This is a genomic window from Rhizobacter sp. P5_A1, assembly GCF_056400745.1.
Genome location: NZ_JBFUKR010000036.1, coordinates 18,339 through 39,510 on the forward strand (window position 1 = coordinate 18,339; position 21,172 = coordinate 39,510).

At 65.5% G+C, this 21,172-nt stretch carries 19 protein-coding genes and 1 pseudogene; 10 read left to right on the forward strand and 10 right to left on the reverse strand.

The genetic code is table 11. The features are described from left to right. Window positions 1-63: 63 nt before the first annotated feature. From AC1DTW_RS25280 to AC1DTW_RS25310, 7 genes are all read right to left on the reverse strand, one after another. On the reverse strand, window positions 64-771 hold the full coding sequence (locus AC1DTW_RS25280; protein WP_477984257.1) for a TetR/AcrR family transcriptional regulator: 708 nt from the start codon (window positions 769-771) through the stop codon (window positions 64-66). A gap of 14 nt (window positions 772-785) precedes the next feature. Then, the gene (locus tag AC1DTW_RS25285) at window positions 786-1,358 is read right to left on the reverse strand and encodes a cupin domain-containing protein (RefSeq protein ID WP_477984259.1); all 573 of its coding nucleotides are present in this window, start codon (window positions 1,356-1,358) and stop codon (window positions 786-788) included. 104 nt (window positions 1,359-1,462) lie between these two features. Next, window positions 1,463-2,833 (reverse strand): DUF1329 domain-containing protein, encoded by a 1,371-nt coding sequence (locus AC1DTW_RS25290; protein WP_477984261.1) that lies wholly within the window; start codon window positions 2,831-2,833, stop codon window positions 1,463-1,465. 22 nt (window positions 2,834-2,855) lie between these two features. Beyond that, window positions 2,856-4,538 (reverse strand): DUF1302 domain-containing protein, encoded by a 1,683-nt coding sequence (locus tag AC1DTW_RS25295; RefSeq protein ID WP_477984263.1) that lies wholly within the window; start codon window positions 4,536-4,538, stop codon window positions 2,856-2,858. Window positions 4,539-4,665: 127 nt separating this feature from the next. Further along, the gene (locus AC1DTW_RS25300) at window positions 4,666-5,778 is read right to left on the reverse strand and encodes an FAD-dependent monooxygenase (protein WP_477984265.1); all 1,113 of its coding nucleotides are present in this window, start codon (window positions 5,776-5,778) and stop codon (window positions 4,666-4,668) included. 30 nt (window positions 5,779-5,808) lie between these two features. Continuing rightward, a complete protein-coding gene (locus AC1DTW_RS25305; protein WP_477984267.1) occupies window positions 5,809-6,816 on the reverse strand; it encodes a fumarylacetoacetate hydrolase family protein in 1,008 nt (335 codons plus the stop codon). Between the two features lie 11 nt (window positions 6,817-6,827). Continuing rightward, window positions 6,828-7,745: a fumarylacetoacetate hydrolase family protein gene (locus AC1DTW_RS25310; protein WP_477984269.1), complete on the reverse strand. Its 918-nt coding sequence runs from the start codon at window positions 7,743-7,745 to the stop codon at window positions 6,828-6,830. Between the two features lie 402 nt (window positions 7,746-8,147). Between AC1DTW_RS25310 and AC1DTW_RS25315 the strand changes: the two genes are divergently transcribed. The 10 genes and pseudogenes from AC1DTW_RS25315 to AC1DTW_RS25360 all read left to right on the forward strand — a co-directional run bounded on the left by AC1DTW_RS25315 (window position 8,148) and on the right by AC1DTW_RS25360 (window position 18,317). After that, window positions 8,148-9,194, forward strand: a complete 1,047-nt coding sequence (locus tag AC1DTW_RS25315; RefSeq protein WP_477984271.1) for a WD40/YVTN/BNR-like repeat-containing protein — start codon at window positions 8,148-8,150, stop codon at window positions 9,192-9,194. Window positions 9,195-9,202: 8 nt separating this feature from the next. Further along, window positions 9,203-11,608, forward strand: coding sequence for an efflux RND transporter permease subunit (locus AC1DTW_RS25320; RefSeq protein WP_477984273.1), 2,406 nt, complete (start codon window positions 9,203-9,205; stop codon window positions 11,606-11,608). 37 nt (window positions 11,609-11,645) lie between these two features. Further along, complete coding sequence (locus tag AC1DTW_RS25325; protein WP_477984275.1) at window positions 11,646-12,533, forward strand: beta-keto acid cleavage family enzyme; 888 nt, start codon at window positions 11,646-11,648, stop codon at window positions 12,531-12,533. Between the two features lie 28 nt (window positions 12,534-12,561). Then, the gene (locus AC1DTW_RS25330; protein ID WP_477984277.1) at window positions 12,562-13,734 is read left to right on the forward strand and encodes an MFS transporter; all 1,173 of its coding nucleotides are present in this window, start codon (window positions 12,562-12,564) and stop codon (window positions 13,732-13,734) included. 45 nt (window positions 13,735-13,779) lie between these two features. Next, window positions 13,780-14,619, forward strand: coding sequence for an ABC transporter substrate-binding protein (locus AC1DTW_RS25335; RefSeq protein ID WP_477984279.1), 840 nt, complete (start codon window positions 13,780-13,782; stop codon window positions 14,617-14,619). Beyond that, entirely contained in the window at window positions 14,616-15,095 is a 480-nt protein-coding gene (locus AC1DTW_RS25340) for a PaaI family thioesterase (protein ID WP_477984281.1), read from the forward strand. Before AC1DTW_RS25335 ends, AC1DTW_RS25340 begins: the two co-directional genes overlap by 4 nt. Before the next feature lie 51 nt (window positions 15,096-15,146). Then, complete coding sequence (locus AC1DTW_RS25345) at window positions 15,147-16,295, forward strand: ABC transporter substrate-binding protein (RefSeq protein ID WP_477984283.1); 1,149 nt, start codon at window positions 15,147-15,149, stop codon at window positions 16,293-16,295. 383 nt (window positions 16,296-16,678) lie between these two features. Then, entirely contained in the window at window positions 16,679-17,068 is a 390-nt protein-coding gene (locus AC1DTW_RS25350; protein WP_477984285.1) for a GNAT family N-acetyltransferase, read from the forward strand. Next, window positions 17,069-17,263: pseudogene (locus AC1DTW_RS25355) on the forward strand (hypothetical protein); the annotation flags it as partial. Between the two features lie 109 nt (window positions 17,264-17,372). Next, window positions 17,373-18,317, forward strand: coding sequence for a CysB family HTH-type transcriptional regulator (locus tag AC1DTW_RS25360; protein ID WP_477984287.1), 945 nt, complete (start codon window positions 17,373-17,375; stop codon window positions 18,315-18,317). Between the two features lie 3 nt (window positions 18,318-18,320). Here the strand turns inward: AC1DTW_RS25360 and AC1DTW_RS25365 are convergent, their stop codons facing one another. Genes AC1DTW_RS25365 through cysT form a run of 3 tightly spaced genes read right to left on the reverse strand, consistent with a single transcriptional unit; the run spans window position 18,321 to window position 21,172 of the window. After that, the gene (locus tag AC1DTW_RS25365) at window positions 18,321-19,400 is read right to left on the reverse strand and encodes a sulfate/molybdate ABC transporter ATP-binding protein (RefSeq protein ID WP_477984289.1); all 1,080 of its coding nucleotides are present in this window, start codon (window positions 19,398-19,400) and stop codon (window positions 18,321-18,323) included. Window positions 19,401-19,410: 10 nt separating this feature from the next. Continuing rightward, the gene (gene cysW / locus AC1DTW_RS25370; protein ID WP_477984305.1) at window positions 19,411-20,292 is read right to left on the reverse strand and encodes a sulfate ABC transporter permease subunit CysW; all 882 of its coding nucleotides are present in this window, start codon (window positions 20,290-20,292) and stop codon (window positions 19,411-19,413) included. A gap of 37 nt (window positions 20,293-20,329) precedes the next feature. Next, on the reverse strand, window positions 20,330-21,172 hold the full coding sequence (gene cysT, locus AC1DTW_RS25375; protein WP_477984291.1) for a sulfate ABC transporter permease subunit CysT: 843 nt from the start codon (window positions 21,170-21,172) through the stop codon (window positions 20,330-20,332).

Below are 21,172 nucleotides of genomic sequence, written 5' to 3' on the forward strand. Positions count from 1 at the left end.
GCTTTCGGATGTCTGAATGAACGAGGATTCGCCGCTCGCACGCGGCCTCGGCGTCGTAGAGACTCAGGCGGACTTGCGCCGCCTCGCAGGCAATGCGCGCGCTTCCTGTTCCGGGGGGGCGAGAATCTGCATCATGGCGACGCAATGCGCATCCGCGAACTTCTTGTCCAGCGGCAGGTGCCGCATGAGCAGGCGGAAGTAGATGGGCGCGTACAGCATGTCCATCTGGATTTCGGTGTCGATGTCGGTGCGTAACTCACCCTGTCGGCGCGCTTCTTCAAAAACCTCGCTAACGACGGCGCGCCGTCCGTACCAGAACCGCTCGCGAAATTCGCGCAGCACGTCCGGGTCGCCCTGCCCCTCCGCCAGGATCTGCGAGACGATCCGGCCGGACCATCCGCTGTACTCCTCCACCAGCAAATGGACGTGACGGATCAACGCATCGCGCGGGCTCACTCCCTTCGGCATCGGCGTGTGTCGAACGTGGGTATGTAGAAATGCGTCGATGACAACCGCGGCCTTCGAATTCCACCACCGGTAGATGGTCGCCTTGCCCACGCCCGCCTCGCGCGCGATCGACTCGATCGAGATCTGCTGCAACGGTGTGGTCTCCAGGAGCTTCAGCGTCGCATCGAGGATGGCCACGCGCGAAGAGTCGCTGCGCGCCCGCCCGGGCGAGCGGGGACGCGCCGGAACTGGCGCGGAGGTCGCGGTACGCTCGCCGGCCTTGGGCTTGGCTTTTGCCGATGGGGAAGCGGTTTTGGTGGGCAAGAGATTCCCGATAGCTACTGGGGCGCCCCATTATCCGGGATGGCGTCCAGCAGCACGAACGCCATGCGGCAAGGTTTGCCCGACCGGTTCGACCAACTGTGGTTGGTCGCTCGCTGAATGAGGATGTCGCCGGCTCGCATCAGCGTCTCGCCCTCGTCCATCAGCGCGTAGATCTCGCCCTCCAGCACGAATGCATAGTCCAGCGACTGGGTCTTGTGGAACCAGAAGTGGCGGGCATCGCTCTTGTCGCGCACGCCGTGTTCGTCCAGGAAGCGCGCCAGATGCGCGGTGTCGTACGTCTCGTCGGGCGGGAAGTCGACCACGCGAAGCAGCGAGCCCCCCTTCGAGTGAAACGCGAACGCCTGTCCGGCAGGCGCCGGATCGTCACCCGATGCGGCGGCCTCGCCCGTGACCCAGACCACCTGGGCAGTCGGTGTGCCCGGATCCGTGGTGTGGTTCGGAGTCGGCCCGTCCGACACGAAAACGGATTTGCCCAGGGCGTTCTCCCCCGTGACGATCCGGCGCACCGGCCGTGGCCCTGCAGTCGCCTGTTCACGCTGCTTGTCGATGATGACCTCTGTGTTCACGTCGAATCCTTCCTAATTGCATTATTACGAGTCGCTTCGTATCGAATCATATCGCGAACACGCCGCCATCATGTCCAGCTGTCGGCGTTGAGAGCGCACGCTGCTCAGCGCACGCTGTCGCCGGCGAGTGCGTCGGGCGAGAAGTGCTTCTCCGGCAAGCGCTGCGGAAGCAGCCTGTACTGCTCCTTGGCGGAGTTCATCAGTTCCGCGACGAAATAGGTTCCGGACAGCAGGTCATAGGTACCCCATGCGGTACCGACGACGGCAGGAATGTCAGGCATCGCGACCGGGATGGAGAAGGGCATGCGCCACAGCTGCCCATTGGCATCCCAACGGTCGGCCAACACCGGCCACCAGCTGTCCTCGTCGATGTAGTAGCGGCTCTTCACCGAGGTGTGCCGCTGTCCGGGCTTCAGCGCGGCTTCCACGATCCAGACCCGATGCAATTCCCAGCGAACGTTGTCAGGATTGAGGTGGTGCGGTCCGAGAACATCGGTGTCCTTGGTGGGCACGAGCATCCGGTTCGAGTTGTAGGGGATGAACATCTCCTTCTTGCCGACCAGTTTCCAGTCGAAGCGATCCAGGCGCGTGGCAAAGGTCTCGATCTCGTCGAAGGTCACGATACCCGCCGACGTAGGGTGAGGCGTGTCGCAACAGGAGTTGGGCAACTTGCGGACGCGGCGCTGCCCCGTCAGGTAGACCCAGGTGGCCGTCTTGCTTTCATCAAGGAACAGGTGCCCGAGGATCGCCTCGCCAGCGCGGATTGCAGGCCCCGAGGTCGACACGCGGACCATCCAGTAGGCACCGTCGAAGTTTTCCGGCTTCTCTTCGCGGTAGTAGTAAGGCGCAATGTTGTCGACGCTAACGGCGTGAACGAGCACGGGGCGTCCATCGGCGGTCACCTGATACCCGGTGCTTTGCTGGTTCCAGGCCGTGCCACGCCAGCGCACCTGCGTATTGAGCATGACCTCGGCGCCGGTCTTCGGCAGAGGGAACGGGAACCCACCGAATGCGCCCTTGCTGATCGGGCCCGCGGAGCTCTCCTGCACGGTCGCTCGGGTTGCGTTCTGAAGGGTGTTGTCGTAGACCCATTGAGGCGCCGCAGCGGTACGGTGCGTGGGATAGACGTCGACGCGGAAGCTGTCCGGGTACTTCCGGAGCATGGCCTTCGCGCCGTCGGTGAGCATGTCCGCGAACTGGTCCATGTTCTTCGCGGTGATCTGTAGCGTCGGCTTCTCCGACGCAAACGGGTCGGGACGCCGCCCGCCGTTCTGGAATCCGGGCGTGACCGTGGTCAGCCCGCCGCTCCACGCCGGAATCGTGCCTTCTCGATTGCCGGCTCGCTCGGCCCCGAGCGGCGTGAGCTCGCCTTTGAGCTTGGCCGCCTCTTCGGCGCTGACGCCGGCCTGCGCGCTGCCGGCCGCGACGAGCACGGCGACGATGACGGCGGAGCACTTGATCGTGTTGGGTTTCATGGAAGATCCTCGATGGCAGGTGTCAGAACGTACGGCTCGCCGACAGCGCGACGAACGCGCGGTCGCGCAGGAACTGTTGGTAGGAGAAGTTGTTGTTCGCGTCCAGCAGCGTTGCCTTGGGGCCAAAGAAGCCGGTGTAGGCCAGGCTGAACTTCCATACGCCCAGGTAGGTGCCGTTCAAGCCCAAAGTGAAGTCGCCCCCGCCCTCCGGCGGCATGGCGATCCCGAGCGCCTGCGAGCGTGAACCCTTGAGGCTGTAGCCGACACCGATCGGAACGCCGAGATCCAGGCCCGCTACGACTTGCCGGTACAGCGGCTCGAACTGCATGCGCAGCGCGACGGCATCCCGCGTGGAGTTGGCGTCGACGGCGCCGGCATTCTTGCTGATCGACAACACGCGGTTCCAGGCGATTTCGCCGAGGAAAGTCGCCTCGTTGAAGAGCGGCGTGCGCGGAACCGTCCACAAGGCGTTGAGATTGATGTGGGCCGTCTTGCCAACGGCGTATGCAGGGTTGTCGCTGTTGTTGTTCGCCGGCCCGCCGAAGAAGGACGCGTCCACCGCGCCACTGGTGCTGGCGAGATCCTGGTTGTGGCGCACCGAGGCTTCGGCCGCCACGTTGACGTCGCCGAAGGTGCGCGAGGCACTGACGCCGAAGGCCGTGATCGCCTCCGGGTACACGAGCCGGTATCCGATGGGGCCGGGAACGACACCGCCGCCCGCCGCCGGCGCCAGGCCCACTGACACGATCTGCTGGTGCGTCTTCTCATGGAAGCGGACCAGGTACACGCCGTAGTCGGTTTCGTCGGAGCGCAAGCGCAGCTGCACCCCGCCCTGCCCGCTGTTGCGGGCGCGCTGGTCGGACAGCCGCGGCGCGTTGGCCGCAAATGGGCTGCCGGGCCCGGCCAGCAGGAGTTGCTCGCTGCCTTCCGGGTTGACGTCGATGCCGGAGAAGTAGCTGCCCACGGCCGGCAGGCGATTGGGCTGCCACTTGAACTGGTAGTAGGCGCCGAGCGAAATGCTCTGCGTGAGCTGGAATTGCGCAGAGACCTGCGGAACCGGACGGATCGCCTCCTTGAACTGCGTGTTCGGCACGGAGACGAGCTTGATGACATCGACCGAGTTCATGCCGCCGGCGATGGCGTTGCCGCCGAAGAAGAGGCTCTCGCCCCAGACCAGGCTGTGCTGGCCCAGCCGCACCGTGCTGCGCACGCTGCCGAGATCGAAGCCTGCGAAGGCGAACGCGTCGAGCGCCTCGAGCTTGCGACCATGCAGGCGTCGCGTCGGCTCCGTGAACTCGTTGTAGGAAACGGAAGTCTGATTCGGGAACGCCCCGCCGGCAAACCCGGGGTTGTCGTTGGCGCGGTTGTAAACCGTGTCGTACCAGCCCGCGGCACTCAAACGCAGGCCATAGCGCTTGGCATAGACGGCATCCAGTTCGGTCAGCAGATCGAGGCGATTGGAAATCAGGCCCTTGTTGAAGTTGCGGTCCCCATCGTCGAGATTGGGATTGCCCAGCAGGGCGGGGTCCTGTGCGTGCAGGCGCGAGGCGGCGCTGTACTTGATGGTGTTGTCCCAGCGGATGCTCAGATCGGGATTGCCCGCGTCGATCTCGACGGCGAGCGCGTTGGCCCCGATGACGCACATGGCAGCGGCGACGGCAACCGGTCGCAGTGCCCCGTTATTCGGTCTGCAGATTCTTTTCACTTTCGTCTCCTCGTTGAAGTGCTCATTGATCTCGGTCTCCGTCGCGTAGGCAAAGCTTCGCCATCGGGGTGGCACGAGCGCACCCCGCCACGCTGGTACGGGAACATGGACGACTACCGGGTGAAGGTCACATCGGCTGACCGAGGTACTGGTAGGTCTGCAGCAGCAGGGCCGCGGACCGCTGCGGGTTGGGAACGGGCTCCTGCTCGTACTTGCAGAGCTGCAGCGACGCGTCCCACACGGTCTTCACCCGGTCGAAGCGCCGCTTCGCATAGGCCCCCAACGCCTCTGGCACGCTCGTCGTCTGGGCCAGGCATTCGGCGAGGACCACCGCGTCCTCGATGGCCATGCCACCGCCGGACGTCATCTGCGGGGTAGGCGAATGCGCCGCATCCCCCATCAGAACCACCCGCCCCCGGTGCCACGGTGCCGGCACCAGGTTGACGTCGAAGGGGCGGAAGATCACCTGGCTCGGCGCTGTCACGTGCGCCAGCGATTCGCGCACCGCGGGCGCGCTGAAGGCCTCGAGCCGCTCGAACAGCAGCGTGTGCAGCTGGTCGTTCGGCAGGTGCATGTATTCCTTGCTGCTTTCGAGGAAGAAGAAGTAGCAGGTCTCCTTGGACGTAGGGAAGGCACCCACTGTGCGCTTGCCATCAGCGGACCGCCATAGGCAGAAGGCATCCACGTCGCTCGGACGCGGAGCGATGAAGCGCCAGCAACTCTGGCCAGCAAACCAGACCCGGTGTTCCGGGCCGAAAACCTTGTCGCGCAGTTTCGAATAGGCGCCGTCTGCGGCGACCACCAGGTCGTAGGTTTGCTGGCGGCCATCCGACAGGGTGACTTCCACCCGGTCACCCCGGTCGGCCAGATCGGCGACGGTCAAGCCCTTCTCGAGCACCGCGCCGGCCGACTCAGCTGCCGCCTCGAGAATCCGGGCGAGCTCCGGCCGGCGGATGCCGCAGCAGGGGGGTGCCGGGTTGGTCATCAGCAGTTGCCCGCTGGCGGCGTGCTGCTTGAAGGCCTGGAAGGGAAAGCCGCTGTCCGTGCACTGTTCGGCCAGGCCGATACCGCCCAACGCCCGCAGCGTGTTGTGCATCAGATTGATGCCCGACCCGGTGCTGGGGGTCGATGGTTTGATGTCGATGCAGTGCGCTTCAAGCCCGACCCTGCGCAATGTGTACGCCAGGGTCGCGCCGCCGATGCCGCTACCGACTACAAGAACCCGCTTCATGTGTGTCATGTTTTTGTCTCCTTGGCGGCAGTGCCGCCATCACATTTGTTTGGCGCTTTGCTGCCGCGTGCAGACGTTGCGCTGTTGGCCCAGGCCCTGGATCTCCGACTCGACGACGTCACCGTCCCGCAGGAAGCGGTTGTAGTGAGTGCCGTTCCCGGCAGGCGACCCTGTGGCGATCAGATCGCCGGGCCAGAGCTGCACATGCGCGGTGATGTACTCGATCTGCCGCGCCACGTCGAACAGCATGTCGGCCGTGGACTCGTCCTGCATGGTCTGGCCGTTCAGTTTCAGCGTGAGCTTGAGATCCTGTGGATCTGCCACGAAGCAAGCTGGAACCAGCGTAGGGCCGAACGGCATGAAGGTCGGCGGCGACTTGGACCTCAGCCAGTCGGTGCCGAGCATCTTGTAGTCGGTGCGTGCAATCAGGTCCCGGGCCGACACATCGTTCACGATCGAGTACCCGGCGACGTAGTCGAGCGCCTCTTCGCGCCGCACGTTGCGCGCAGGCCGGCCGATGATGACGGCGAGCTCCAGCTCCCAGTCCGGCTTCTCGGTCGTGGCAGGCAGCACGATGGAATCAAACGCACCGGTGATCGCCGAAGGCAACTTCGGGAACACATAGGGCTCCCCATGTTTCGCGCGCTCGTCCATCATGTCTTCGGCCCACTTGCGCAAGGCCGCACCCTGCAGGCCTTCGGGACCGACGCCCATGTCCAGCGTGAGGTCGACCACGTGCTTGCGGTAGTTGGCCCCGGTGCAAAGCACCTGGCGCGGCAAGTCGACGGGAGGATGGACCGTCAGGTTGGACATGATGACGGCCGATGCGTGCTGTGGCGAAAGCCGTTCGGCCAGTGCGCGCAGGACCGCCAGGTTTCGCTCCCAATCCTGCAAGATGTCGAGGACGGTCGCCCCCTCGGACCAGCGGGCGCCGCAGTCGACCGCCTGCCCATGCAACACCCGCAGGGAGAGCACGCGGTCGCCGAAGCACAAGCCGGCGAATCGCACGCCGTCGGCCTGCGAAAAGGTTCCCAGGGAAAAACTCACTGCAACTCCTCTCACATGAAGGGCTTGCGGGGCGTCGGCCACCAGGTGCCCTGCTCGCGCGGGCCCATGCGATTGCGCAGAACGCCCACGCCCGCCACCTCCAGCTCGACCACATCGCCGGGGTTGAGACTGCGGCCGAGCTCCAGCGCCGACCCATTGCCCATCGTGCCCGAGCCGATCACGTCGCCGGGTTGCACGTGATCGCCGAGGGAGACGTAGGCAACCAATTCCTCGACGCTCCAGAGCATCTCGGAGGTGTCGCCCTCGCCCCAGGTCTCGCCGTTCACCCGGACCGACATGCGAATCTGGTCCAGCCGGGCGAATTCGTCGATCGTCGTGATCCAGGGTCCGATGCCGTAGGCGAAGTCCTTGCTCTTGGTCGGACCCATGCCGATCGCGAACTCGTTGGCCTGCAGGTCGCGCGCCGAGAAGTCGTTGAAGATCGTCACGCCGAAGAGATGCGAACGCGCCGTGTCGGGCGTGATGTTGTGGGCCCCGCGCCCGATGACCCAGCCGATCTCCAGCTCGTAGTCCATCTTCTCGGCGCGCGCCGGCCAGGGCACCTCGGCGTCGTGCCCGATCACGGTCCACGGCGAGCCCTTGAAGTAGCCCGGGACCTGCAGCAGCGCAGGTGCCGGCGTGAGCTTCATGCGCTCGTGGAACTGTCGGATGTGCTTCACGAACGTCAGGCCGTCCCGCACGACGGACGGGTCGCAGGCGGGCGCCCAGTGCAGGCCCTCGAACGGCAGCGACGCATCGTCGCCGTGGCACCGAGCCGCTTCGGCCGCAGTCTCGAGAAACTGCTCTCCCAAGGCGATCGCCGCCGACATGCTCGGCGGGAACACGACCGAGGCGTAGCGCAAGGCCGCATCGCGACTGGCGCCTCGCACCTCTTGACGCAGCGTTTCCGCGGCACGCAAGTCGATCACGCGGCACTGCTCCGGCAGGACCATGCAGATGCGCTGGACGGGGCCATCAAGGCCTTGAACGACAAATCTTCCGAGTTTCACAGTGACTCCAGCTTCGCGTGATTGATTTACGAAACTATACGTCTCGCATTTAATAATGCGGATGGTGTTTTCCCTAGTGAAATCGTCTGCGAATTGCCGATTCTACCCATTGACGCCACTGCGGCCGGCACCTACTATCGTGACGATACGGTCCGTATCATAAATAGCCTCGCTCAGCAGCCCGCTCGGGGCGCGAATGCAGGCCTCAAAGAATCATGGAGACTTTCAGTTGAGCCTCGACATAGGCATCTCCCCGTCGCACCCACAAGCGCCGGCCAACCCCGCATCCGCACGGCCTCGTTCGCTTGGAGCGCCACCGGCATGAAGCGGCGCGCGCTTCTGGCGTCGCTCGCCGCGTGTGGACACGCCTGGTCCATCCCCGTGGGGCCGGCGCTGGACCGGACCGCAGTGGCGGCGCACGCTCCGTCGCACGCGGTACTGTTGGGTGCGGCGCTTGCAGGCGCGCGCTGGGTGGCGGTGGGCGAGCGGGGGCTGGCGCTGGTCTCGGACGACCGCGGCCAGAGCTGGCGCCAGGCGCAGGTGCCCGTCAGCGTCACGCTCACAGCGATCGCTTTCGCCGACGCCCAACGTGGCTACGCCACCGGACATGGCGGCACCGTGCTGGGCAGCAACGACGGCGGCCTCACCTGGACGCGCCTGCTGGACGGGCGCGCCATCGCCGCCATGATGCGGGAGGCCGCAGAGCGCAGCGGGGATGAATCGCGGCGCAAGGCCGCCGAGCGCATGACGGCCGACGGACCCGACAAGCCGTTGTTGGATCTCGTCGTCTCCAGCCCGACCGAGGCGCTGGTCGTCGGCGCTTACGGCCTGGCACTGACCACAGGCGATAGCGGCAAGACGTGGTCGCTCGCGTCTGACCTGCTGGAGAACCCGAAGAGCCTTCATCTCTACGCCGTTCGGCGCCGCGACCGGGTTGTCGTGATCGCGGGTGAGCAGGGGCTGCTGTTGCGCTCCGAGAATGGCGGTCGCAGCTTCCGCCGGTTGGCCTCGCCCTACCAGGGCAGCTTCTTCACGCTCGAACTGCCCTCGGCAACGGACATCGTCACGGCGGGCATGCGTGGCAACGTCTGGCGCTCGGCCGATGCGGGCGGCAAGTGGCATCAGTTGCCATTGCCCTCGCCCGCAGCCATCACCGGCTCGAGCCTGCGATCGGACGGCAGCTTCATCCTCGTCAGCCAGGCGGGCCAATTGATCACCGGCACCGCCGACTCGCTCCAGGTGCTGCCGTTTCCCGCGTTGCCGCCGCTGACCGCCGTGCTGTCCGTTCCGGGCGACAGACTGCTCGCGCTGAGCCTGCAGGGCGTGCACGTCCTCTCTTCCGTCGGCGCAGCCGGGAACGCCAAGTGAGTTCACTCATGCATTCTTCAGTGGACGCCGCCGCCTCGAGCACGCCGTTCGACCCGGCTTCCGGCTCGGTCCTCGAGCGCGCAATCTTTCATCACCGCGGCCTCATCGTGCTGCTGTGCGCCCTCGTCACCGTCGTGCTCGGCTGGCAAGCGACTCGCCTGCAGCTCAATGCGAGCTTCGAGAAGACCGTCCCGGCCCATCACCCGTACATCCAGAACTACCTGAAATACCAGGGAGACCTCAGCGGGCTCGGGAATGCGGTGCGCATCGCGGTCGCCAATCCCAACGGAACGATCTACGACGCCAAGTACCTGGACGTTCTGCGTCGGCTGAGCGACGAGGTCTTCCTCATCCCCGGCGTGGCGCGCAACCAGATGAAGTCGCTTTGGACGCCCACGACGCGATGGGTCGGCGTCACCGAGGACGGGCTTGAAGGCGGCCCAGTGATTCCGGACGGCTACGACGGCTCACCGCGGAGTCTCGGCCAGTTGCAGGCGAACCTGGCGCGCTCTGGCGAGTTCGGCCAAGGGGTGGCCCTGGACGCCCGCTCCAGCGTCATCTATGTGCCGCTGCTGGCGAAGGATCCCGAGGGCCGCGCACTCGACTACGGCGCGCTCGCCACGCGGATCGAGCAGCTGCGAACCCAGTACGAAGCGCAAGGCGTGGTCATCCACGTCACCGGCTTCGCCAAGATCGTCGGCGACCTGATCGAAGGCGTGCGCTCCGTATTGGTCTTCTTCGGCTTCGCCGTCGTGATCGCGGCGTGCATGGTCTATGGGTACACGCGCTGCGCCCGGTCGACCGCACTCGTGCTCGTCGCCTCGCTGACGGCGGTGTTGTGGGGGCTGGGGCTGCTGCCGGCGCTCGGGTTCGCGCTCGACCCCTATTCGATCTTGGTGCCGTTCCTCATCTTTGCCATCGGCATGAGCCACGGCGCGCAAAAGATGAACGGCATCATGCAGGACATCGGCCGGGGCACGGACAAGCTGGTCGCCGCGCGGCTCACGTTCCGGCGCCTGTTTCTCGCCGGATTGACGGCGCTGCTGGCCGACGTCGTCGGCTTCGCCGTGCTGCTCGTGATCGACATCCAGGCCATCCGTGAACTGGCGATTGCTGCCAGCTTGGGTGTCGGCGTGCTGATCCTCACCAACCTGATCCTGTTGCCGGTGCTGCTGAGTTTCACAGGCGTCGACGCGAAGGCGGCGCAGCGCAGCCTCGGGGCGGAGCAGCCCGGTGCCGCCAAGCACCCCCTCTGGGCGGTGTTGGACAAGTTCACCCAGAAGCGCTACGCGACCATCGCCGTGGCCGTAGCCGCCGTGATGGGTGCGGCCGGGCTTGCGGCCAGCACCCAGCTCAGGATCGGTGACCTCGACCCAGGCGCCCCGGAGCTGCGACCCGACAGCCGCTATAACCGCGACGTCGCCTTCATGAACACTGCCTATGGCGCCTCCAGCGATGTACTCGCCGTGATGGTGCGCACACCCGACGGCCAGTGCTCCGCCTACGAGACGCTGAACCGGGTCGACGCGCTGGAATGGGAGCTGCGTCAGCTGGAAGGTGTCGAAAGCACGAACACGCTCGCGCTGCTGAACCGGCGCGTGCTCATCGGGCTGAACGAGGGCAATCCCAAGTGGTTCGAGTTCCTTCCGAACCAGGACATGCTGAACACGGTGACGGCCGGGGCACCCCGCGGCCTCTACAACGAGGCGTGCAACCTGCTGACGCTGTACGTCTTCGTCAAGGACCATCGCGCCGACACGCTGACTCGCGTGCGCGAGCATCTGGAAGGATTTGCCCGCCAGAACGACACGCACGACGTGCACTTTCTGCTGGCGGCCGGCAACGCGGGTATCGAGGCCGCCACGAACATCGTGGTCAAGGACGCGTGGCGTCAGATGCTCTTCCTCGTCTACGGGGCCGTGGTCGTGCTGTGCTTCGTCACCTTCCGGTCATGGCGCGCGGTGCTGGTGGCGGTTCTGCCGCTGATGCTGACATCGGTGCTCGCGGAGGCGCTGATGGTGGCGCTCGGGATGGGCGTCAAGGTGGCCACGTTGCCGGTGATCGCCCTCGGCGTCGGCATCGGCGTCGACTACGCGCTGTACATCCTCTCCGTCACGCTCGCGCAGCTGCGGCTGGGCAAGTCGCTGTCGGAGGCCTACTTCCATGCCCTGCGCTTCACCGGCAAGGTGGTAATGCTGACCGGCCTGACGCTGGCCATCGGCGTGGTCACCTGGGTCGCCAGCCCGATCAAGTTCCAGGCCGACATGGGCATCCTGCTCGCATTCATGTTCCTCTGGAACATGCTCGGCGCGCTGGTGCTCCTGCCCGCCCTGGCGTGCTTCCTCCTGCCCACCATGGCGCCGGCTCGAGTACCCGGCGCACAGGGCGTCGTTCTGCCGAGCGCGTCCCGGTGACTCGAGCAACCCGTCGCCAACCTCAAGCCAGCACCCCATGAACAAGCGAACTCCCATCATCATTTCCTGCGCCCTCACCGGGGCGGGCGACACCCGGCCGAAGAACCCCGGGGTCCCCGTCACACCGCGCGAGATCGCGGATCAGGCCATCGATGCCGCGCGCGTCGGGGCGTCCATCGTCCACATCCACGTGCGCGATCCGGAGTCCGGCAAACCCTCGACCAAGTTCGCGTACTACGACGAAGTCGTGCAGCGGATCCGGGATTCGCGCTGCGACGTCCTGATCAATTTGACGACCGGACCGGGCACGATGCTGACGGTGCCCACGGATGCGCCATTCCGGGTTGCGCCGATCGCGAACGCCGAACTGATGACGCCGCAAGAGCGCGTGGCGCATGTCGTGAGCCTCAAGCCCGACATCTGCAGTCTGGACGTGGCCACGATGAATTTCGGCGAAGCGGCCTTCGTGAATCCACCAAACCACCTGCGAGAGATGGCCGCCTCGATCGACGCCTCCGGCGTGACCATGGAACTCGAGGTGTTCGATCTCGGCCACGCGCGCCTGGCGAACCATTTGATCGCGACTGGTGCTATCCCCAAGAGCGCCTACTTCCAGCTCTGCATGTCCGTCCCCTGGGGCGCTCCGGCGACGCCCGGCGTCGTTTCTGAAATGCAGCGCCTGCTCCCGCCAGACGCGCATTGGAGCGCCTTCGGTGTCGGACCCGACCAGTTCCCGATGGTCGCCATCGCCGCCATCCTCGGAGGTCACGTGCGGGTCGGGCTCGAGGACAACCTTTATGTCGCGCCGGGCCAACTCGCGCGCGACAACGCCGAACTCGTCGCGAAGGCGGCCCGGATCATCAAAGACCTCGGGTACGAGGTCGCCACCGCTGCGCAGGCGCGCGCCACGCTGCTGACGCGGTGACTGCGAACGAGCACGTTTTGGAGACACCATGAACCGACCCGTCGATGGCTTGAAGGGCCGCATTTCACTTGTGCTGTGCCACTGCGCCGGCATGATCGACATCGTTGCCCTGCCCGTTTGGGTCGGCATCGTGCTGATCGGTCAGTACGGCCTCGATCCGCAACGGGCAGGCGCGCTGGCCACGTTGTTCTTGGGGTCGGTGGTTGCCAGCAGCCTATTCTTTTCACCGCGCATCGATCGGATCCGCGGCACGCTGGCAGTGCCGGCCGGCTTCGGGATCGCAGCAGCGGCATTCTTTGCACTGTCGACCACGAAGGACTACGGCACGATGGCCGCGCTGCACGTGCTCGGTGGCCTGGCGGTCGGATGCGGCCTGTCGTTCGCCCATTCGACGATGGGATCCAGCGCGAACCCACACCGGTTGATGGCCGTTGCATTCATCGCGCTGAGCGTCCTGTCATTCGGCTTCCTGGGCGCAGTGCCAAGGCTGGTGCAAGCGCAAGGCGGCTCCCTGCTCTTCCTGATCCTGGGCGCGATCATGCTGGTCGCGGCGCTGTTCGCGCTTGCCGGATTTCCAGCTCGGCAGGGCAAGCCCCTGGTGCCTGGCAAGCCCGTCGTTCATTCCCCGCTGACTCGCAGCGTCTGGTTTGCGATGGTTGGCACCACGCTCATGACGGTGAGCCACGCGATGATGCTCAGCTTTCTCGAGCGGATCGGCGTGGCCCATGGCTTCAGCCAGCACCAGGTTCTGGGCGTGCTGCTTGCAGTGGGTCTGGTGAATCTGTTCCCCGGCGTGCTCGCCGCCATCTTCGAGCGCAAGGTCGCAGCAGGAGCCGTGATGGTGGCGGGGCCCGTCCTGCAGGGCGTCCTGGGTCTGACGCTCACCCAGTCGCCGATCTTTGCCTTGTACGCCGTGGCCGCCGCCGCTTTCCCAGCGGTGCTCATCTTTACCCACACGTTCATCTTCGGCTTTCTCGCGCGCAACGATCCTTCCATGCGAGCGCCCGCGGCGACGCCGGTAATGGCCATGAGCGGGTCGGCAATCGGACCGATCCTGGGCGGTGTAGTGGCCCAAAACTTCGGCTACGCAACCATCGGATGGACCGTTGCGGTGTTCGCGTCGATCGGTGTCGCCTGCTTCTGGCAGGCGCGGCGCGGCGCACCCCATGCCGCCGTGCCTGTCGCCAGCCCGGTTCATTGAAGTCGCTTTGCGCCGTACACCATGCAGACAACACCCTTGCGAGTCATGTGGTTCGTACCGCCCACGATCGCGGTACTGGCAGAGCACTGGGGCCTGACACCCGACGGTCTGCTGCAGGCAAGCCGCAACCAGTCTTCCGACGAGCAGTTCGAGCGCTTCCAGGCAGGCACCATCGATGCCGCCGTGACCGCCATGGACAACATCATGGACTGGAACCAACGGGCAGGGCCGCGGGACTTTCGCATCGTCGCGCAGATCGAGCGCACCACGCCGCTCACGCTGATCGCGCGCGCCGGTCACGGCGAACTGCTCGACCTGCGCAATGCCAGCATCCTTGTGGACGCGCCTGACAACGGCTTCGTGGTTGCGCTTCGGCACCTGCTGGCAGCAGCGGGCCTCGAAAGTGGCAGTTATCGGCTGATCCCTAGCGGCGGCGTGAAGGAACGTTTCGACGCGCTGGTCGGCGGGCAGGGTGACGCCACCCTGCTCGGACCACCTTTCGACTCGATGGGCATGCAGGCGGGGCTCGTGCGCCTCGCTCGCGTGCAGGACCATCACCCCGACTTTCCGGGCCAGGGGCTGGTGGTTCGCGCTTCGGCGATCGAGCGGTTGCGCCCGGCACTTACCTCATGGCTCGCGGGACTGACCTCAGCCTGCGCGAGCAAGCGCGCCAACGAAGACGGCGCCCTGGGCGTTCTGACCGCGGCAGGTTTCCCCGCGATCGCGGTTCAGGCCTTGCTCGCCACGGTTCCCGACTCGCTGATGCCTGCGCGGGATGGTGTCGAGCTCTTGATCCGGCAGCGCCGTGAACTCGGGCTGCGGGGCGGGGACAGCAGCTACGAGTCCCTGGTGGATGCCTCCCTGCTGCCGCAGGCGGCCCCATGAACCTGTCGAGCGCATCAATGGCCGAACCAGCGGACAACCCGACCCGCGCCTTTGTGGCCGATGCGGTCGCTTGCGGGCGCCGCGATCTGCCGCTGGGCATCAACCCCGCACTGGCAAGCCTGTCCGCCATGCTTGTGGACAGCAAGGACGGCGAGCTGGTCATCCGATTCACTGCCCCACTTTCGACAACGCAGGGAAATAGCGTTGTCGGCGGCGGCACCCTGGCCACCATGCTCGACCTGGCCATGGCCATGGCGCTCCTCTCGCAGCTCAAGCCGGGGACCACCTGCGCCACCATCAGCCTGACCGTGAACATGCAGTCGGCAGCGCTGCAAGGGCATCTCTTTGCTGTGGCGCGGGTGGATCGAATCGGCCGACAAGTGGCCTTCGCCCGCGCGGAACTCTACGATGGCGAGCGGGAACGCCTGATCGCCAATGGCACATCGTCCCTGACGATCCTTCCCGTTCGCAGCTGAAAAGCCGCCCTGACGTCTTCGAGAAGCGCCTTTTGCATTGGAAACAAGACCATGAAAATGTTGCTCCGCCTTTGCGTCGTCGTCGCCTCCTTGCTGTCGGCGGCGTCCGCGCAAGCCGACCTGAAGGTCGGCGTGCTGATCTCGTTGACGGGCTACGGCGCCGCGTTAGGTGCGCCGGCTCGAAATGCCGTGGAACTGCTACCAAAAACGCTCGGCGGCCAGAAGGTCGAGTACATCGTTGCCGACGACACGAGCGACACGACGGTGGCGGTGCGCCTGGCACGACGCTTCGTCGAAGAGCTGCATGTCGATGCGATCATCGGCACGTCCATCACGCCGACGTCCCTGGCGGTGCTGCCAGTTGTCGGCGCGTCGCAGACACCGCTGATCAGCCTCTCGGGATCGGGGACGATCATCGTTCCGCAGGCCGGGGACAAGCGTTGGGCATTCAAGCTGGCCCCCAATGAGTCCACCATGGGCGAGCGAATCTTCGCCGACATTCGCGCGCGCAAGTTCAAGACACTCGCGTACGTCGCCTTCTCGAACGCTTATGGAGAGTCGTTCGTCCGCGAGATGAACCTGTTGGCGAGCAAGTACGACGTGAAGATCGTCGCTGACGAACGATACGGGGGCAACGACACCTCCGTGACCTCGCAAGTCCTGAAGATCATCGCCGCTCGTCCGGATGCCGTTTTCATTGCTGCGGCGAGTTCGCCGGCGGCGTTGCCGCTGCTTGAGTTGAAGAGCCGTGGATATGCGGGACAAATCTACTTGCAGCAGGGAGTCGCAAGCGCGGACTTCCTGCGCCTCGTCGGCCGCAACGGCGATGGCGCCCTGTTGCCGGTTGCCCCCGTGCTGGTCGCCGAGCAGCTGCCGGACTCCAATCCCGTCAAGAAGCCCGCCGTGGAGTTCACCTCAAAGTACGAAGCCAAGTTTGGCGCGGGAACACGTTCACTGTTCGGTGCAACACTTTGGGACGCGTTCCTCCTGCTTGACAAGGCGGTACCTGCAGCGCTGAAGGCGGGCCAACCTGGAACGGCCTCGTTCCGGACCGCACTTCGCGATTCACTCGAGAAGGGCGGCGCCGTGGTTGGCACGCAGGCCATCTTTTCCCTTACCGAGACCGACCACAACGGCACCGACGATCGATCCCAGGTCTTTGTGAAGATCGACAACGGCCGTTGGGTTCTCGTGCCATAGGAGCAGCCGCATGTGGCCAATCTGGGAATGGTTCGTCGACGCAGACTCCTATGTCGCTTGGGCCGATCGCCCAGGCGCGTCATCCAAGCTTGCAGTGTCATTCGGATCTGGGCCACCTAAGGCTGACGGCGATGGCAACGTCCCGTCTCTCCAATCCAAACATATGCCACTGGCGAGCGAAATCGCGACAGCTGTCACTTTGTGACGCGACAAGATCGAGTCGCGTTCGCGCGGGCCGGAGCGATGATGACATCAGACAAGGATTGCGAGGCCGTCGACCGCGCCGAGCTTCGCTTCTAGATCGTCGATCATGCGACCGCGCGGCTTTCGCCTGCGGCAGCGATCCGCTCGACAAGTACCTGCGAGAGCAAGCGTCGCAGGACATGCGCCGACGCACCAGCGCCTGCTACGTCGCCATCGACGAAGCGACGAATGCGATCGCTGGGTACTTCACCCTCGCAGCAGGCAGCGTGCCTCTCACCGACCTATCCGAAGCGATGGTGAAGAAGCTGCCGCGATATCCCCTTGTTCCCGTCGCACGCGTGGGCCGCCTTGCGGTGAGCTTGGCGTACCAGAAGCGTCAGCTCGGCGTGGCACTTCTGTGGGATGCAGGGCTGCGCGCCATGCAGTCAGGCATGGGCGTCTTCGCTCTGGTTGTCGATGCCAAGGACAAGACCGCCGCCGCGTCCTACGAGCATCACGGCTTCGTCAGTTTCAGCAGCAACCCGCTGACCTATGTCCTGCCGATCGCGACCCTTGCGAAGAAGAACTGAGCGCATACGCAAGGGCTCGGGGTCGCGCTCGAAAGCGTGGCGATCGCGGCGAGGCACACCCTGTTCAGTCTCGACAAAGCCATCAAGGCGAAAGTGCACTTCGCTGTCTATCCGGCGCGGCACGCCCGGAAACGCCCGGCGAGGCATCGAAAGGCTGAAGGTGCACGGCTGAAGAGATATTCACTTATCAGATAAGGAAAGCATTTTTTGTTGCTTCCTCGATTGACGACCTACCGGAATACTGCGTGGCTCGACAAGCTTCACCATCGCCGGGCCTCGAACGCCGGTTCTCATTCTTGTACCCATGAACTTCCAACAGCTGCGCTCCGTGCGCGAAGCGCTGCGCTGCGGCTTCAACCTCACCGAGGTGGCCAAGGTTCTGCACACCTCACAGCCCGGCGTGAGCCGGCAGATCCGCGAACTCGAGGAAGAGCTCGGCGTCGATCTGTTCGTGCGCGCCGGCAAGCGCTTGACCTCGCTGACGGAGGTGGGCACCTTGATCGTGCCCATCATCGAGAACATGCTGAAGGATGCCGAGAGCCTGAAGCGCGCCGGCGAGGAGTTCACGCAGCAGACATCGGGTCGGCTCTCGATCGCGGCGACCCACTCGCAGGCCCGCTACGCGCTACCGGGCGCGGTGCGTGACTTCCGCCAGCGCTATCCGCAGGTGAGCCTCAATCTGCACCAGGGCACGCCCGACCAAGTGGCCGAAATGCTGATCTCGGGCGAGGCCGACATCGGCATCGCCACCGAAGCGCTCGCGACGTACGACCCGTTGGTGGCCCTGCCCTGCTTCCGCTGGACCCACAGCGTGATCGTGCCGCCGGGCCACGCGCTGCTCGATGGCGCACCGCTCACGCTCGAGCGCCTGTCCGAGTACCCGATCATTACCTACAACCCGGGCTACACCGGGCGCACGCACATCGACGAGGCCTTCGAGAAGGCCGGCATCGAGATCGACCTGGTAATCACCGCGATGGACGCGGATGTCATCAAGACCTACGTGGGCCTCGGCCTCGGCGTGGGCATCGTCGCCTCGATCGCGTTCGACGACGAGCGCGACCGCGACCTGCGCGCGATCGATGCGCGCCACCTGTTCGAGATCAACCTGACCAAGCTGGCCGTTCGTCGCGGCACCTTCCTGCGCAGCTATGTCTACGACTTCATCGAGACCTTTGCGTCTTCGCTGAAGCGCGAGGTCGTCGAGCGTGCGATGGCCACGGCTCCGGGCACCCGCATCGAACTCTGACCTTCAGATCATCGCGGCCGGATCGGTGAGTTCGGTTTCTGCCTGTGCGTGGGCACCCGCCGAGAAGCGCGTGATGCGCCGCGGCTTCAGGTGCACGAGGCTGCCGTTGCTCAAGCCGAGCCGATCGCGCAAGGCCGTGTAGTCGGTGCGCGTCATCTCGACATCGACGTAACTGCCGTCGTCCAGCCGCTTGAACTCGATGCGCGTCTGCGGCCCGACGGTGAGCGCCTGCGACAGCGTCACGGCGAGCGTGCCTTCCTGCGCCTCGGCAACGATCTCGAGCTCGTGCGGACGCACGTAGCTCACGTCTGCGGCCGGCGTCGAACCGCCGCGCGCATGTCCAAAGCGGCCGTGGAACAGGTTCACGTCGCCCAGGAACTGCAGCACGAAGGGCGTGGCCGGGTGGTCGTAGACCTCGTCGGGCGGGCCATCCTGCTCGATGCGCCCCTGGTTCATCACGACCACGCGATCGGCGACCTCCATCGCCTCGTCCTGGTCGTGCGTGACGAACACGCTGGTGATGTGCATCTCGTCGTGCAGCCGGCGCAGCCAGCGGCGCAGCTCCTTGCGCACCTTCGCGTCGAGCGCGCCGAACGGCTCGTCGAGCAGCAGCACCTTGGGCTCGACCGCGAGCGCACGCGCCAGCGCAATGCGCTGGCGCTGACCGCCCGAGAGCTGGTGCGGGTAGCGGTCGGCGAGCCAGTCGAGCTGCACGAGCTTCAGCAGCTCCATCACCTTGGCCCTGATCTGCGCTTCGGTCGGCCGGGATGCCTTCGGCCGCACGCGCAAGCCGAATGCGACGTTCTCGAAGATGCTCATGTGGCCGAACAGCGCGTAGTGCTGGAACACGAAACCGACTTGGCGATCGCGCACATCGTCGAAGGTCGCGTCCTCACCGTGGAACAGCACCGAGCCCGAGTCGGGCCGCTCGAGGCCGGCGATGATGCGCAGCAGCGAGGTCTTGCCCGAGCCCGAGGGGCCGAGCAGCGCGACCAGTTCGCCCGACGGGATGTCGAGGCTCAGGTTGTCGCAGACAACGGTGTTGCCGAAGCGCTTGTTCAGGTTACGTATCTCGATGCTCATGGCCGTGTCCTCATTCGTTGCGTTCGGCGGCGCTGTGCTTCTGCTTCTTCACGCGCTGCTCGACCGCGTACTTCAACACCAGCGTGACCAGCGCGAGCAGCGCCAGCAGCGATGCCACCGCAAAGGCCGCGGCGAACTGGTATTCGTTGTAGAGGATCTCGATGTGCAGCGGCATCGTGTTGGTCTGGCCACGGATGTGGCCCGAGACCACGCTGACGGCACCGAACTCGCCCATCGCCCGCGCGTTGCACAGGATCACCCCGTAGAGCAGCGCCCACTTCACGTTCGGAAGCGTGACGCGCCAGAACATCTGCCAGCCCGAGGCGCCGAGCACGCGCGCCGCCTCTTCCTGCTCCTGCCCCTGCGCCTGCATCAGCGGGATCAGCTCGCGCGCGATGAAGGGGAAGGTCACGAAGATCGTCGCCAGCACGATGCCCGGCACCGCGAAGATCACCTTCAGATCGTGATCGCGCAGCGAGGCGCCGAACCAGCCTTGCAGGCCGAAGATCAGCACGTAGATCAGCCCGGCGATCACCGGCGAGACCGAGAACGGCAGGTCGATCAAGGTCAACAGCACGTTCTTGCCGCGGAAGTCGAACTTGGCGATGCACCACGCGGCCGCGACGCCGAACACCAGGTTCAGCGGCACCGAGATCAGCGCTGCGATCAGCGTCAGCCAGATCGCCGACAGCGCATCGGGCTCGACGATCGCCGCGAGGTACACGCTCCAGCCCTTCTTGAAGGCCTCGAAGAACACGGCCGCGAGCGGCACGAACAGAAAGAACGCGAGGAACGCGAGCGCCAGGCCGATCAGCGTTCGCCGCACCCATGCGGGCTCGGCAGTAGCCGCCAGCGCGGTTCGCGGCGAGACGGATCGGCGCGCCGCGGGCATGCGCGGCAAGGTGGTCGTGGTCGTCGACATGATGGGTTCAGCGCCCCTGCCGGTTGCGCGTCCAGGCCTGCAGCAGGTTGATCGCGAGCAGCAGCGCGAATGCCGCGACGAGCATCACCACGGCGATCGCCGTGGCCCCGGCGTAGTCGTACTGCTCGAGCTTCGTGATGATCAGCAGCGGCGTGATCTCGGACACCATCGGCATGTTGCCGGCGATGAAGATCACCGAGCCGTATTCGCCGAGCGCGCGTGCAAAGGCCAGCGCGAAGCCGGTCAGCAGCGCAGGCGTCAGCACCGGGAGGATCACGCGCGTGAAGGTCTGTGCCCGCGTCGCGCCCAGCGTCGCCGCGGCTTCTTCAAGCTCCTTCTGCAAATCCTCCAGGACCGGTTGCACCGTGCGCACCACGAACGGCAGGCCGATGAAGGTCAGCGCCACGAACACGCCGAGCGGTGTGTACGAGACCTTGATGCCGGCGAGCGCGAGGTACTGGCCGATCCAGCCGTTGGCCGCGTACAGCGAGGTCAATGCGATCCCCGCGACCGCGGTCGGCAGCGCGAACGGCAGGTCCACCAGCGCATCGATGAGGCGCTTGAACGGGAACTCGTAGCGCACCAGCACCCAGGCCACGACCAGGCCGAAGAACGAATTCAGCAGCGCCGCCGCGAGCGACGCGCCAAAGGTCAGCCGGTACGACGCGACGACACGCGGCGAGGACACGGCTTCCCAGAACGCCGGCCACGTCATCGTGAACGTCGTCAGGAACGCCGCCGACAGCGGCACCAGGACGATGAGCCCGAGATACAGCAGCGTGAAGCCGAGCGCCAGGTCGAAACCGGGCAGCACGCTGTGGCGCTTCAGGAGAGTGCGAGACAGGAACAC

Excerpts from the sequence above, each read along its gene's own strand:
- AC1DTW_RS25335 (WP_477984279.1), top strand. The coding sequence starts at position 13,780 with ATGTGGTTCGTACCGCCCACGATCGCGGTACTGGCAGAGCACTGGGGC.
- AC1DTW_RS25300 (WP_477984265.1), bottom strand. The coding sequence starts at position 5,778 with ATGACACACATGAAGCGGGTTCTTGTAGTCGGTAGCGGCATCGGCGGC.
- AC1DTW_RS25315 (WP_477984271.1), top strand. The coding sequence starts at position 8,148 with ATGAAGCGGCGCGCGCTTCTGGCGTCGCTCGCCGCGTGTGGACACGCC.
- AC1DTW_RS25325 (WP_477984275.1), top strand. The coding sequence starts at position 11,646 with ATGAACAAGCGAACTCCCATCATCATTTCCTGCGCCCTCACCGGGGCG.
- AC1DTW_RS25320 (WP_477984273.1), top strand. The coding sequence starts at position 9,203 with ATGCATTCTTCAGTGGACGCCGCCGCCTCGAGCACGCCGTTCGACCCG.
- AC1DTW_RS25365 (WP_477984289.1), bottom strand. The coding sequence starts at position 19,400 with ATGAGCATCGAGATACGTAACCTGAACAAGCGCTTCGGCAACACCGTT.
- AC1DTW_RS25350 (WP_477984285.1), top strand. The coding sequence starts at position 16,679 with ATGCGCCGACGCACCAGCGCCTGCTACGTCGCCATCGACGAAGCGACG.
- AC1DTW_RS25345 (WP_477984283.1), top strand. The coding sequence starts at position 15,147 with ATGAAAATGTTGCTCCGCCTTTGCGTCGTCGTCGCCTCCTTGCTGTCG.
- AC1DTW_RS25360 (WP_477984287.1), top strand. The coding sequence starts at position 17,373 with ATGAACTTCCAACAGCTGCGCTCCGTGCGCGAAGCGCTGCGCTGCGGC.
- AC1DTW_RS25330 (WP_477984277.1), top strand. The coding sequence starts at position 12,562 with ATGAACCGACCCGTCGATGGCTTGAAGGGCCGCATTTCACTTGTGCTG.
- AC1DTW_RS25290 (WP_477984261.1), bottom strand. The coding sequence starts at position 2,833 with ATGAAACCCAACACGATCAAGTGCTCCGCCGTCATCGTCGCCGTGCTC.
- cysW (WP_477984305.1), bottom strand. The coding sequence starts at position 20,292 with ATGCCCGCGGCGCGCCGATCCGTCTCGCCGCGAACCGCGCTGGCGGCT.
- AC1DTW_RS25340 (WP_477984281.1), top strand. The coding sequence starts at position 14,616 with ATGAACCTGTCGAGCGCATCAATGGCCGAACCAGCGGACAACCCGACC.